We start from the raw sequence: 14,061 nt of genomic DNA, 5'->3' as shown, positions 1-14,061 counted from the left end.
CACATCGAGCGGGCCGCAGAGTCCCGGCGTGGGACCGTGGCGCGCCAGAGCTCGTCGACGCTGCCCACGCTGTCGCCGCTGTCACACCCCGGCCTGCGGTTTGGGGGTCGGTGACCGGCCCCGATAGTGTTCGTGGGGTGAGTGAGAGCCCGACCAGCGCCGCCACCACCGCGGCCGAGAAGAACGCGGACGCCGATCAGACCCCCGAGCAGATGCGCATCCGCCGCGAGAAGCGCGAGCGCATCCTGGCCGAGGGTCGAGAGGCGTACCCGGTCTCGATCCCGCGCACCCACAGCCTCCGCGAGATCCGCGAGGCCTACCCCGACCCCGAGGCCGGCACCGAGACCGGTCAGCACGTCGGCGTCGCCGGTCGCGTCATCTTCCTGCGCAACAAGGGCAAGCTGTGCTTCGCCACGCTCCAGGAGGGCGACGGCACCCAGCTCCAGGCGATGGTCAGCTTCAACGGCGTCGGCGAGGAGGCCCTCGGCCGCTGGAAGTCCGAGGTCGATCTCGGCGACATCGTCTACGTCGCCGGCGAGGTCATCAGCTCCCGCACCGGTGAGCTGTCGGTGATGGCCGACGACTGGCAGATGGCGTCGAAGGCCCTGCGTCCGCTGCCCGTCGCACACAAGGAGATGAACGAGGAGACGCGCGTCCGCCAGCGCTACGTCGACCTCATCATGCGTCCCGAGGCCCGCAAGATCGCCCGCACCCGCATCACCGTCATCGCCGAGTTGCGTGCGGCGCTCGCCCGTCGCGGCTTCCTCGAGGTCGAGACCCCGATGCTGCAGACGATCCACGGCGGTGCGGCGGCACGCCCGTTCGTCACGCACTCCAACGCCTTCGACATGGACCTCTACCTGCGCATCGCGCCGGAGTTGTTCCTCAAGCGCTGCGTCGTCGGCGGCATCGAGCGCGTCTTCGAGATCAACCGAAACTTCCGCAACGAGGGCGCGGATTCCACCCACTCGCCCGAGTTCGCGATGCTCGAGACCTACCAGGCCTACGGCACCTACGACGACTCGGCGGTCATGATCCGCGAGCTGGTCCAGGAGGTCTCGCAGGCCGCGCTCGGCACGCTCGAGCCGACCATGCCCGACGGCTCGACCTACGACCTGTCCGGCGAGTGGACCTCGCTGGAGATGTACCCGTCGCTGTCGGAGGCTCTCGGCGAGGAGATCGTGCCCGCCGGCAACCCGAACGAGACCACCGTCGAACAGCTGCTGGCGATCGCCGAGCGCGTCGGCCTCGAGGTCCCCAAGGACAAGGGCTACGGCCACGGCAAGCTCGTCGAGGAGCTGTGGGAGCACATGGTCGGCGAGAAGCTGTCGGCACCGGTGTTCGTGCGCGACTTCCCGGTCGAGACCTCGCCGCTGGTCCGCTCGCACCGCTCGGTCACGGGCGTCGTCGAGAAGTGGGACCTCTACGTCCGCGGCTTCGAGCTGGCCACCGGCTACTCCGAGCTCGTCGACCCGGTCATCCAGCGCGAGCGCTTCGTCGACCAGGCCCGTCTCGCCGCCGCCGGCGACGACGAGGCGATGGTCCTCGACGAGGAGTTCCTCACCGCCATGGAGTACGGCATGCCCCCGACCACCGGCACCGGCATGGGGATCGACCGCCTGCTGATGGCGCTCACCGGTCTCGGCATCCGCGAGACCATCCTGTTCCCGCTGGTGAAGCCGCGCTCCTGACGCCCGGGATTTCGTAGAAATAGTGGACGTCATTCCCCGCTGATTTCTACCGATCGCCGGGTGCGGGAACCGGCCGGGTGGTGGCGCGCGTCTGAAGGTCGTGCCTGAGGACCTGTGGGCGATGATCGCCGACCACGACGGAGTGTTCACCACCGCCCAACTTCGCGGCTGCGGCGTCACCAACGATGCCGTCCGCCACCGGGTCGGCAGGGGCGAGTGGGTACGTGTGTCGCGCGGAGTGTTCCGCGTCGCCGACCGGAAGATCGACGATCGCATGACCGCGCGACTCGCGGTTCTGCGGGCCGGCCCCGGCGCCGCGTTGGTCAGCGGCTCTGCCGCCTGGTGGCACGGTCTCGTCGGAGAGGCTCCGAAGGTCGTCAGCGTCGTCGCACCACGGGGCCGGCACGGCGATCCTCTCGACGGCGCCACGGTGTGGCACCGGTCCGTGGATTCTCGAGATCTCACCGAGGTCGACGGATTGGCCGTCACCACTTGCGAACTCACCGTCCTCGATGCGTCGGTCGACATCGGGGTGAAGGTGATGGACTCGGCTCTGCTGAACAAGCGTGTGACGATCGCTGATCTCGACGCCGTGCAGCGTCGCAACGCGGGCCGCCGCGGGTCGCCACGTGCGCGAGCAATGCTGGAGGTGATGTCGTCGGGCGCCCGCTCGGAGGCCGAGCGCATGACCGTGCGACTCCTGCGGACGTCGGACCTGGTCGGGTGGGGGACCAACGTGCCGGCATGCGGCTACCTGCTCGACATCGCGTTCGCCGATCAGAAGGTCGCCGTCGAGATCGACGGCATGGCGTTCCACAGTGACGCCAAGGCGTTTCAGAACGATCGCACCCGGCAGAACGTGCTCGTCGCCAACGGGTGGATCGTCCTCCGCTTCACCTGGCGCGACCTCACGGCTCGTCCCCAGTGGGTGCTCGCCCAGATCCGCAACGCCCTCCGCCTGCGATCGGTAGAAAAGAAGGGCGCATAGCGCCCACCGTTTCTACGAAACGCGGGTCAGGCGAGTTCGCGCTTGAGGATCTTGCCGGAGGCGTTGCGCGGGAACGCATCCACGAACACCACCGACCGCGGGACCTTGAAGTTCGCGAGGTGCTCTTTGGCGAAGGCGATGACCTTCTCCTCGGTGAGGTCGGCGCCGTCGCGGACGGTGATGTAGGCGCGCCCGACCTCGCCGAGCCGGTCGTCGGGAACGCCGACGACCGCGGACTCGGTGACGCCGTCGAGCCGCGCGAGCGTTTGCTCGACCTCGGCGGGGTAGACGTTGAACCCGCCGCAGATGTACATGTCCTTCAGCCGGTCGGTGATCTTGAGATTGCCGTTCTCGTCGATGGTCCCGATGTCGCCGGTGTGCAGCCAGCCGTCGGCGTCGATGGTGGCGGCGGTGGCCTCCGGGTCGTCGAGGTAGCCGACCATCACCATGTCGCCGCGGGCGAGGACCTCGCCGTTCTCGCCGAGCTTGATCTCCATGCCCTCGAACGCCCGCCCGCATGTGTTGGCGACGGTCTCGTCATCGTCGTCGGGTGTGCACGTCGAGACGAAACCGCTGGCTTCGGTCAGCCCGTAGGCGGTGATGACGGTCTCGATGCCGAGCTCGGACTGGAGCCGTTCGACGAGCACGACCGGAACGATCGACGCGCCGGTGACCACGAGTCGCAGGCTCGACAGGTCGAATTCGGCGCGTTTCGGGTCGTCGAGGATGGTCTGGAAGATCGTCGGCGCGCCGGGGAAGACCGTGGCGCGTTCGTCGGAGACGAGCTTCATCGCATCCGACGGGGAGTAGACCGCCAGCGGAAGCATCGTCACCCCGAACAACACCGACGGCAGGATCCCGGCTTTGTACCCGAAGGTGTGGAAGTACGGGTTCACCATCAGGTAGCGGTCGCTGGGATTCAGGCCGCCGTTGGCTCCCCACGCGTGCGAACCGGACAGCGTCTGCCGATGAGTGGCCATGACGCCCTTGGACTTTCCGGTGGTCCCCGAGGTGAAGAGGATGTCGGAGAGGTCGTCGGGGGAGACCGCGTGGGCACGACGATCCGCCTCGGCGAGCGCGTCGTCGGTGGCCCGGTCGAGGAAGTCGTGCCAGTCGACCGCGCCGTCGGGGGCCGGGGCGTCGCTCGTCAGCGGGACGCGGACGACGAGGCCGGGCAGTCGGTCGCGGTGCTCGTCGAGGAGCTGTGCCGTGTGGTCGGTGCCGAGGAACTCTCCCGACACCACGAGCCCGCGTGCGCCGGACCGCTCGATGATCTCGATCGCCTCACCCGTCGTGTAGCGGGTGTTGAGCGGGACCAGCGTCGCGCCGGCGTGGTGGACGCCCAGGGCGGCGATCGGCCAGTGGAAGCTGTTGGGCGACCAGATGGCGACCCGGTCGCCGGCCTCGATGCCGGAGGCCACGAGTGCGGCGGCGAACGCGCGCACCGCGTCGCGGAACTGTTCCCACGTCAGTTCCACGTTCGGTTGAGACGAATCGTGCCACTGGCGGTCGACGATGGCGATACCGTCGGGCCAGCTCTCGGCGGCGTGGTGCAACGCGGCCGGCGTCGTGATCGTGGGGAGACTCGCGAGTACGGAGGTCTGCGCCATGCGCCCAACCTAGCACTTGCTTGGTGGGTTATGCTAGCGAAATGACCTCGATCAATCTCGCGGATCGTGGCGTCGACCTGGGCGAATGGGCCAAGTCGACGCCGAATGCCGCCGACGAGTTCGCCGCCGCGGTTCGCTCGTGGCTGGAGGAGAACCTGACGGGTGAGTTCGCGGGCCTCAAGGGTCGCGGCGGCCCGGGCAGCGAGCACGAGTTCTTCGCCGAGCGGCTCGAATGGGACCGTCACCTGGCTCGCGCCGGCTGGACCTGCATCGGCTGGCCGACCGAATACGGCGGCCGCGGCGCCACCCTGGAACAGCGGATCATCTTCCATCGTGAGTACGCGCGCGCCAACGCGCCCGCGCGGGTGAACCACCTGGGCGAGGAGCTCCTCGGCCCGACGCTGATCGCCTACGGCACCGAGGAGCAGAAGAAGCGGTTCCTGCCGGGCATCGTCGACGTCTCCGAACTGTGGTCGCAGGGCTACTCCGAACCCGGCGCCGGCTCCGATCTCGCGGGTGTCTCGACCTCGGCGCGGCTCGAGAACGGCAAGTGGATCATCAACGGCCAGAAGATCTGGACCTCGCTGGCCCACGTCGCGCAGTGGGTGTTCGTGCTCGCGCGCACGGAGAAGGGGTCGTCGCGTCACGCAGGCCTCAGCTTCCTGCTGGTGCCGCTCGACCAGCCCGGCATCACCGTGCGGCCGATCCAACAGCTCACCGGCACATCGGAATTCAACGAGGTCTTCTTCGACGACGCGGAGACCGACGCCGACCTGATCGTCGGCGAACCCGGCGACGGCTGGAAGGTCGCGATGGGTCTGCTGCAGTTCGAACGCGGCGTCTCCACCCTCGGCCAGCAGGTCGGGTTCGCGCGCGAACTCGAGAACCTCACCGACCTCGCCCGCTCCAACGGCGCCGTCGACGACCCGGAGATCGCCTCGCGCCTCGTCCGCGCCGACATCGGGCTCAAGGTCATGCGAGCCCACGCGCAGCGGACGCTCGACGGCGACGTCACCAGCCAGGCGGGCGCGGCGTCGGTCTCGAAGTTGTTGTGGGCCAACTGGCATCGCGACCTCGGCGAACTCGCCATGGACGTCGTCGGGGCTCCGGCGCTCATCGGTCCGCCGACGACCGTCGAGGGCGAGCCCAACGACATCGCTGACCCCGAACACGTCGAACTCGACGAATGGCAACGGCTCTACCTGTTCACCCGCGCCGACACCATCTACGGCGGGTCGAACGAGGTGCAGCGCAACATCATCGCCGAGCGTGTGCTCGGCCTTCCCCGAGAGGCTCGCTGAATGACCGCAACGGACGCAGGTACCCACGTGATCTCACCGCTGGCCACCCCGCCGGCCGAGACCCCCGGCCACAACCTGTTGCTGGGCAAGAAGGTCGTCGTCACCGCGGCCGCCGGCACCGGCATCGGTTTCGCCTCGGCGCGCCGCGCGCTCCTCGAGGGCGCCGACGTCCTCATCAGCGACTGGCACGAGCGCCGCCTCGGTGAGGCCGCGGAGCGACTCAGTGCCGAGTTCCCCGAGCGCACCGTCGCCCAGCGCACCTGCAACGTCCAGGTGACCGCCGAGGTCGACGCCCTGATCGCCGACGCCGCAACCCAACTCGGCCGCATCGACGTGCTGGTCAACAATGCCGGCCTCGGCGGCGAGACCCCGGTCGCGGAGATGACGGACGAGGAGTGGGACCGCGTCCTCGACATCACCCTCACCGGCACCTTCCGCGCGACGCGGGCCGCCCTGCGCTACTTCGGCTCTGTCGAGCACGGCGGCGTGATCGTCAACAACGCCTCGGTCCTCGGCTGGCGCGCCCAGCGCGGACAGGCGCACTACGCCGCGGCGAAGGCCGGTGTGATGGCGCTGACCCGCTGCTCCGCGCTCGAGGCGGCCGACGTCGGCGTCCGGATCAACGCGATCGCCCCGTCGATCGCCAAGCACCCGTTCCTCGCCAAGGTCACCAGCGACGAACTGCTCGACGAGCTGGCGTCCAAGGAGGCCTACGGCCGTGCCGCCGAGGTGTGGGAGGTCGCGGCGACGGTCGCCATGCTCGCCAGCGACTACACCACCTACCTCACCGGCGAGGTCGTCTCGATCTCCAGCCAGCGGGCCTGATCACCGGCCCCGCACGAACCTTTCCGTAGAGAAGCAAGGAGTCCCGCCCATGTCCACACCCCAGGCCTACATCGTCGACGCCATCCGCACGCCGGTCGGCAAGCGCAACGGCTCGCTCGCCAAGGTGCACCCGGCTGATCTCGGCGCCCACATCATCTCCGCGCTCGTCGAGCGCACCGGCATCGATCCGGCCGCCGTCGACGACGTCGTGTTCGGCTGCCTCGACACCATCGGCGGCCAGGCCGGCAACGTCGCGCGCACCGCATGGCTCGCCGCCGGACTGCCGCTCGAGGTGCCCGGCACGACCGTCGACCGTCAGTGCGGGTCCAGCCAGCAGGCAATCCATTTCGCCGCGCAGGGCGTCATGAGCGGCACCCAGGACATCGTCGTCGCCGGCGGCCTGCAGAACATGAGCGCCATCCCGATCTCCCAGGCGATGATCTCCGGCAAGGAGTTCGGGTTCACCACGCCCACCGCGGAATCCAAGGGCTGGCAGGAACGCTTCGGCGACGCGCAGATCTCGCAGTTCATCGGTGCCGACATGATGGCCCAGAAGTGGGACATCAGCCGCGAGGACATGGAGCGCTGGGCGCTGCAGTCGCATGAGCGCGCCCGTGCCGCCATCGCCGAGGGCAGGTTCGACAACGAGAACGTCCCGCTCGGCGACTGCGTCGTCGACGAGTGCCCGCGCGAGACCTCGCTGGAGAAGATGGCCGGCCTGCAGGTGCTCGCTGAGGGGTCGCGCCTGACCGCCGCGGTGGCGTCGCAGATCGCCGACGGATCGTCGGCCACCCTCGTCGTCTCCGAGCGTGCGCTGAAGGAGCACAACCTCACCCCCCGCGCCCGTATCCACCACATGTCGGTCCGCGGCGACGACCCGGTGATGATGCTGTCCGCACCCATCCCGGCCACCAAGTACGCACTCGAGAAGACCGGCCTGTCGATCGACGACATCGACGTCGTCGAGATCAACGAGGCCTTCGCGCCCGTCGTGCTCGCCTGGCTGAAGGAGACCGGCGCCGACCCCGCCAAGGTCAACCCCAACGGCGGCGCCATCGCCCTCGGCCACCCGCTCGGCGCGACCGGCGCCAAGCTGTTCGCGACGATGCTCAACGAACTCGAGCGCACCGGCGGCCGCTACGGCCTGCAGACGATGTGCGAAGGCGGCGGGACCGCCAATGTCACCATCATCGAGCGCTTGGGCTGAGGTGCGGCGGTCAGCCGCGGGTGCGAAGGCGGCGGGACCGCCAACGTCACCATCATCGAGCGCTTGGGCTGAGGTGCGGCGGTCAGCCGCGGGTGCGAAGGCGGCGGGACCGCCAATGTCACCATCATCGAGCGCTTGAGCTGACAAGTACCCACACGGCAGGGTCGAGACCTTCCCTACATCCGGGAAGGTCTCGACCTTGTCTTTTCCGCCCCGTACACTTCTGACAACGGATGTTCCCACATGTGTCTTGTGACGTGGCGCATACTGGTGTGACCTGGCGCATACTATTGTGTGGGACAAGTGGAGCATTTTGTTCCAACCGAATGCCAAGGACCCAGATCCAGCACGAAGAACCTGAGGGGATCTCGATGACCAAGCCTGCTGAGCACACCAGCACTGCAGCGGCGACCGCCAAGCGTGGCGTGTCGTCGGAGGAATACACACTGACCGAACTGGTCGAGATCCAGCGGGCCGCGTTCCTGCGCGACGGCATCCCGGACGCGGACACCCGCATCGACCGCATCACCCGGCTCTCGGCACTCCTCCTCGACCACGCCGACGAGATCGCCGAGGCGCTCGCCGCCGACTTCGGCACGCGTCCGCGTGAGCTGTCGCTGGCCGCCGACGTCGCGGGCTGCATGATCGACCTCACCCACCAGCGCCGCGGCGTCAAGGAGTGGATGCAGGAGACCAAGTACGCCAAGATCCAGGGTCTGCTCGGCTACAAGCAGAGCGTCCGCCACGACCCGCTCGGCGTCGTCGGCATCATGGGTCCATGGAACTTCCCGCTGCAGCTGACCTTCGTGCCGGCGGGTTCGGCCTTCGCCGCGGGTAACCGCGTCCTGATGCGTCCGTCGTCGATCACCGCGCGCACCACCGACGTCATCGCCAAGCACGCGCCCGACTACTTCTCCATCGGGGAGCTGGCGGTCGTCACCTCCAAGCACGGCTCCGGCTCGGACTTCGCCAAGCTCAAGGTCGACCACATGTTCTTCACCGGCTCGCCCGACGTCGGCGCGTCGGTCGCGCAGGAGGCCGCGAAGAACCTGATCCCGGTCACCCTCGAGCTCGGCGGCAAGAACCCGGCCGTCGTCGACATCGACGCCGACATCGACAAGGCGGCGACGATGCTCGCCGACGCCCGCATGGTCAACGGCGGCCAGGTCTGCCTGTGCCCCGACTACGTCTTCGTCCCGGAGAGCAAGCTGGGTCAGTTCACCGACAAGGTGATCGCCCGCTGGACCGAGATGTTCCCGACGATCCTCGACAACGATCAGTACACGTCGACGATCAACCAGAAGAACTACGAGCGCATCGTCGGCCTGATCGAGGACGCCGAGCAGCTCGGCGCCACCAAGCGTCAGGTGATCCCCGGCGGCGAGCCCCTGCCGAACGCCGAGCGGCGCAAGATCCCGCCGACGCTGCTCACCGGCGTCAAGGCCGGCATGAAGATCGAGGAGGACGAGGTCTTCGGTCCGGTCCTCACGGTGTACCCGTACCGCGAGATCACCGAGGTGATCAGCCACATCACCTCGCACCCGCACCCGCTGACCATGTACTGGTGCGGCGACCGCAACGACCGCTTCGAGAAGCTCGCCGACAACACCCGCAGCGGCTCGATCAACGGCAACGACTTCGCCATCCATCTGTTCAGCGGCGACCTGCCGTTCGGCGGCGTCGGCCGCTCCGGCATGGGCGGCTACCACGGTAAGACCGGCTTCGAGACCTTCAGTCACGCTCGCGCGGTCGCGTTCTCGACGCTGCCGATGACGGTCGCCGACCTCATGTCGCCGCCGTTCCTGCCCAAGGACTCCAAGCTCACCGACAACCAGCTCAAGCTGTGGAAGTTCTTCAACAACCGCGCGATCAAGAAGGTGCGCAAGCGCCTCGGCGCCTGATCCGGTCGGGCGCCCGGTGCGCCGACCCTGAAATACGACTGGCATGATCGCTTGGCCGGGTTCATCTCACGATGTTCCCGGCCAAGCGCTTGCTAGGGTGATGGGCAGACTCTCCAGGAGGATGCGTGTCACCACGTGGTCAGAAAACCGCTTCGGGTGCCGAGACGACCAAGAACTCGTCACGGCGTGACGAGCTGCTCGCCACCGCGGGCCGGATGTTCGCCGAGAACGGCCTGCGTTCGACGACGGTCCGCGACATCGCCGACGCCGCCGGCATCCTGTCGGGCAGTCTCTATCACCACTTCGACTCCAAGGAGTCGATGGTCGACGAGATCCTGCGCCGATTCCTCGACGACCTCTTCGAGAAATACCGCGCCATCGCCGCCTCGGGACTCTCGGCCACCGAAACACTGCGTCGCCTCGTCATCGCGTCCTTCGAATCGATCGACGCCGAGCGCAACGCCGTCGCGATCTACCAGGACGAGGCCAAGCGGCTGTCGAGCCAGGAACGCTTCTCCTACATCTCCGAGCTGAACGTCGAATTCCGGCAGCTGTGGCACGCGGTGCTGCAGCGCGGCGTCGACGAGGGGGAGTTCCGTCCAGACCTCGACGTCGAACTGGTGTACCGGTTCATGCGGGACACCGTGTGGGTGGCGGTCCGGTGGTACCGCCCGGGCGGCGCGCTGTCGGTGGAGAAGATCGCCGATCAGTACCTCTCGATCGTGCTCGACGGCATCCTGCCGCGCTGAGCGAGGTTAGGGTTCCCTTTCTCGCGGCAGGTGAGGGCGGCTAAGGTTCGCCTATGACTATCGGCGGAACAGACGTCGCCACACCGACCCCCACACAGGAGTCCGCAAGCACCCCGGAGGATCCGAAGACCGTCCGGGAGAACGCCCGTGCGGAGGCCAAGGCGAAGGCCGCGGCGCTCGCGGACATCCTCGCCCCGGTGCGTGGACGGATCATCCTCGCCCAGCTCGTCCAGATCCTCGCCTCGGCCGCGACGATCGTCCCGTACATCGGCATCGTCGAACTCGGCCGCACGCTGCTGGCGCCCGGCACGCTCGACACCGGCCGTGTCTGGCTGGTGGTGTGGCTGGTCGTCGGCGGACTCGCGGCGCGTGCCCTGTTCAGCTTCCTGGCGCTGGCGATCACCCACTTCGCCGACCTCGATCTCCAGGCGCGGCTGCGCATCCGGATCACCGACAAGCTCGGACGGCTTCCGCTCGGCTGGTTCAGCCGGACCAGCTCCGGCGCGGTCCGCAAGTCCGTGCAGAACGACGTCGCCGACCTGCACTACCTCGTCGCACACGCCCAGGTCGAGGCGGCCGCGGCCGTGCTCTCGCCGATCTTCGCCCTGGTCTACTGCTTCGTGCTGGACTGGCGCCTCGGTCTGCTCGCCATCGCGACCGTCCCGCTGTACGCGCTGACGTACTCGTGGATGGCCCGCGACCTCACCGCGGAGATGGAGAAGATGGACCGCGGCGTCGCGCGCATCAGCGCCACCATCGTCGAGTTCATCAACGGCGTGGCAGTGGTCAAGACCTTCGGCCAGACCGGTAAGGCGCACCGGCGGTTCATCGAGGCCGCCGACGAGTTCAACGACGACTTCGCCGGCTACATGGGCCCGATGCTGCGGGTCCAGGCCATCACCACGGTGCTCATCTCCGCGCCGCTCATCCTGCTGGTCAACCTGGGTGTCGGGTACTGGCTCGTCGACAACGGCTGGGTCAGCCCGATCGAATTGGTCGGTTCGACGCTGATCGCGATGGTCCTGCCGTCCGCGCTGCTGACCGTGTCGACCGCGGTGCACACCCGCCAGCAGGCGTCGGCCGCGGCGCTGCGCATCGCCGACCTGCTCGCCGAACCCGAACTGACGATCCCCGAGAACCCCAAGGTCCCCAACGGCCACGACGTGGTCATCGAGGACGTCCACTTCACCTACCCGCCGCGCCTCGGTGTGCCCTCCGGTGTGAAGGCGCTCGACGGGGTGAGCGTGACCCTGCGCGAGGGCACCGTGACCGCGCTCGTCGGCCCGTCGGGCAGCGGCAAGTCCACGCTGGCGACGCTGCTGCCGCGCTTCGGCGACCCGGATTCCGGTTCGGTGCGCATCGGCGGCGTCGACGTCCGCGAGATCGCGACGTCGGAGTTGTACCGCCACGTCGGCTTCGTGCTGCAGGACGTGCAGCTGCTGACCATGTCGGTTCGCGACAACATCCGGCTCGGACGCCCGGAGGCCTCCGACGAGGAGGTCTACCACGCCGCACTCGCCGCTCAGATCCACGACCGCATCTTGGACCTGCCCGACGGCTACGACACGATCGTCGGTGACGCCGCCCACTTCTCCGGCGGTGAGGCGCAACGGGTCTCGATCGCGCGGGCACTTCTCGCCGACACCCCGATCCTGGTGCTCGACGAGGCGACCGCGTTCGCCGACCCCGAGTCGGAGGCCGAGATCCAGAAGGCCATCGGCGCCCTCATGGTCGGGCGCACCGTCCTGGTCATCGCACACCGGCTCGGCTCGATCACGCACGCCGACAACATCGTCGTGCTCGACCGCGGACGCGTCGTGGAACAGGGACGGCACGAGGAACTGCTCGCGAAGGGCGGTCTGTACTCGATGATGTGGGCCGGTTACGAGGCCGGCACCACCCGGCAGGACGAGAAGATCGCCCGCGGCGCGAGCGGCGACGACAGCATGATCGAAAGCAACGGGGTGGCACGATGATCCGCGGTTTCTACACGATTCTGGGCTCCGAGCGCGCCCGGATGGTCGTCTTCCTCGGCTGGGTCCTCGTCTACGGCATCGCCCAGGGCCTCGCGATGCTGACGCTCGTCCCGATCGCCGAGAACCTGCTCACCGGTGACCGCTCTGGTGCCGCGGCCTGGTTGTGGCCGTTGGGAATCCTGGTCGCGATCTGTGCGGTCAGTGCCTACGTCCAGTCCATCAAGGGCATGACCATGGCGCTCTACGCGATGCGCATGCTGCACCACCGACTCGGCGACCACATGGTCACGCTGCCGCTCGGTTGGTTCACCCGCGAGCGCATCGGCGAGGTCTCGCAGATCGCGGTCAAGGGCACCATGTTCGTGGGAAGCACCGGCGCGCACTACATCACGCCGGTCGTGGTGAACACGGTCAGCTCGATCGTGGTGGTCATCGGCATCTGCGTCTTCGACTGGCGGATCGGACTGCTCATGGTGGCCGGCAGCCTCGTGCTGATGTACGTCGGCAAGCTCTCGAGCAAGTTCCTCTCGAAGGCCGAGCGGCGCAAGCGCGCCGAGGCCGTGACGGTCAACAACCGCGTCATCGAGTACGCCCGCTGCCAGGCCGTGCTGCGTGCCTTCGGCGACGCCGACTCCGCGCACGCCCCGCTTGCCGAGGCGCTGGGTCGTCAGGCCCGCGTGGGCCGGTCGATGTTGTGGCGGTCGATCCTCGGCATCCTGCTCAACGGTCTGATGGTGCAGGTCGTGTTCAGCGCGGTGCTCGCGTACGGCGCGTGGCTCGCGGTGTCCGGCAACGTCGAACCCGCCCTGCTCATCGCGGTCTTCGGTCTGGCGGCGCGGTTCTTCGGTCCGATCGGCGAACTCGCCGAACTCGGATCGACGCTGCGCATGTCGACCGATGAGATCAACCGCATCACCGGCGTTCTCGACACCGACCGGATGCCTGCGCCGGACGTGCCCAAGCCCATCGTCGAGCCCGGCGCCGTCGAGTTGTCGCATGTCACCTTCGGATATGAGAAGGACAAGCCGGTGCTGCGCGACGTGACACTTCGTGCCGCCCCCGGCACGATGACCGCACTCGTCGGCCCGTCGGGTTCGGGCAAGTCCACGATCTTCCGCCTCATCGCCCGCTTCTACGACGTCGACGGCGGCTCGGTGAAGGTCGGCGGCGTCGACGTCCGCGACCAGGAGACCGGCCGGCTCATGGGTCAGCTGTCGCAGGTGTTCCAGGACGTTTACCTGTTCGACGACACCCTGTGGGAGAACATCAGACTCGGCCGGCCCGACGCCTCCGACGCCGAGATCCGCGCGGCCGCCGAGACCGCCGGAGTCACCTCCATCGTCGAACGACTGCCCGACGGCTGGGACACCGTCGTCGGCGAAGGCGGATCGGCACTGTCCGGCGGTGAGCGTCAACGTGTCTCGATCGCGCGGGCGTTGCTGAAGAACGCGCCGATCGTCCTCTTCGACGAGGCCACCAGCGCGCTCGACCCGGAGAACGAGGCCCACGTCGCCGAGTCGATCCGCCGGCTCGCCGACCGCAGCACCGTGCTCGTGATCGCGCACAAGCTGTCGACGGTGGTGGCGGCCGACCAGATCGTCGTGCTCGACGACCGGGGTGGCGTCGACGACATCGGCACCCACGGCGAGCTGCTGGCCCGGGGTGGCCGCTACCGCGAGTTCTGGAACCAGCGCGCGGCCGCCGCGGGTTGGACGCTCGCCGCGTCGTCGTAACCGGCGCGGTCGGAACCGGTGTCGTACCCCGCGCCGCCCCACCCGGACCGGCGCAACCCGAGTCGCCGTGACCCGAGTAG

At 68.3% G+C, this 14,061-nt stretch carries 10 protein-coding genes; 9 read left to right on the top strand and 1 reads right to left on the bottom strand.

What is annotated here, in order from left to right:
* Window positions 1–110: 110 nt before the first annotated feature.
* Both lysS and E1P53_RS08950 read left to right on the top strand, forming a co-directional pair.
* Entirely contained in the window at window positions 111–1,691 is a 1,581-nt protein-coding gene (gene lysS / locus E1P53_RS08955; RefSeq protein WP_131734076.1) for a lysine--tRNA ligase, read from the top strand.
* Between the two features lie 100 nt (window positions 1,692–1,791).
* Complete coding sequence (locus tag E1P53_RS08950) at window positions 1,792–2,679, top strand: type IV toxin-antitoxin system AbiEi family antitoxin domain-containing protein (protein WP_230825079.1); 888 nt, start codon at window positions 1,792–1,794, stop codon at window positions 2,677–2,679.
* Between the two features lie 26 nt (window positions 2,680–2,705).
* On the opposite strand, the gene E1P53_RS08945 is transcribed toward E1P53_RS08950, so the two are convergent.
* Window positions 2,706–4,289 carry a FadD3 family acyl-CoA ligase gene (locus tag E1P53_RS08945; RefSeq protein WP_131734075.1) on the bottom strand — a complete coding sequence of 528 codons (1,584 nt, stop codon included), beginning with the start codon at window positions 4,287–4,289 and terminating at the stop codon, window positions 2,706–2,708.
* Window positions 4,290–4,330: 41 nt separating this feature from the next.
* On the opposite strand from E1P53_RS08945, the gene E1P53_RS08940 reads away from it, so the two are divergent.
* The 7 genes from E1P53_RS08940 (at window position 4,331) to E1P53_RS08910 (ending at window position 13,981) form a co-directional block, all read left to right on the top strand.
* On the top strand, window positions 4,331–5,590 hold the full coding sequence (locus E1P53_RS08940; protein ID WP_131734074.1) for an acyl-CoA dehydrogenase family protein: 1,260 nt from the start codon (window positions 4,331–4,333) through the stop codon (window positions 5,588–5,590).
* A complete protein-coding gene (locus E1P53_RS08935) occupies window positions 5,591–6,415 on the top strand; it encodes an SDR family oxidoreductase (RefSeq protein WP_109238635.1) in 825 nt (274 codons plus the stop codon).
* Between the two features lie 49 nt (window positions 6,416–6,464).
* The gene (locus E1P53_RS08930; protein ID WP_131734073.1) at window positions 6,465–7,622 is read left to right on the top strand and encodes an acetyl-CoA C-acetyltransferase; all 1,158 of its coding nucleotides are present in this window, start codon (window positions 6,465–6,467) and stop codon (window positions 7,620–7,622) included.
* Between the two features lie 371 nt (window positions 7,623–7,993).
* Window positions 7,994–9,523 (top strand): aldehyde dehydrogenase family protein, encoded by a 1,530-nt coding sequence (locus tag E1P53_RS08925; protein WP_131734072.1) that lies wholly within the window; start codon window positions 7,994–7,996, stop codon window positions 9,521–9,523.
* A gap of 125 nt (window positions 9,524–9,648) precedes the next feature.
* Window positions 9,649–10,272 (top strand): TetR/AcrR family transcriptional regulator, encoded by a 624-nt coding sequence (locus E1P53_RS08920; RefSeq protein WP_131734071.1) that lies wholly within the window; start codon window positions 9,649–9,651, stop codon window positions 10,270–10,272.
* A gap of 53 nt (window positions 10,273–10,325) precedes the next feature.
* Window positions 10,326–12,248 (top strand): ABC transporter ATP-binding protein, encoded by a 1,923-nt coding sequence (locus tag E1P53_RS08915; RefSeq protein ID WP_006901667.1) that lies wholly within the window; start codon window positions 10,326–10,328, stop codon window positions 12,246–12,248.
* Window positions 12,245–13,981 (top strand): ABC transporter ATP-binding protein, encoded by a 1,737-nt coding sequence (locus E1P53_RS08910; RefSeq protein ID WP_131734070.1) that lies wholly within the window; start codon window positions 12,245–12,247, stop codon window positions 13,979–13,981. The genes E1P53_RS08915 and E1P53_RS08910 overlap by 4 nt, the downstream gene beginning before the upstream one ends.
* Window positions 13,982–14,061 lie beyond the last annotated feature (80 nt).

It is taken from the genome of Gordonia paraffinivorans, assembly GCF_900683595.1.
GTDB lineage: Bacteria > Actinomycetota > Actinomycetes > Mycobacteriales > Mycobacteriaceae > Gordonia > Gordonia paraffinivorans.
Note: the sequence above shows the minus strand (reverse complement) of the source record. Positions and strands in the feature narration are given on the sequence as shown.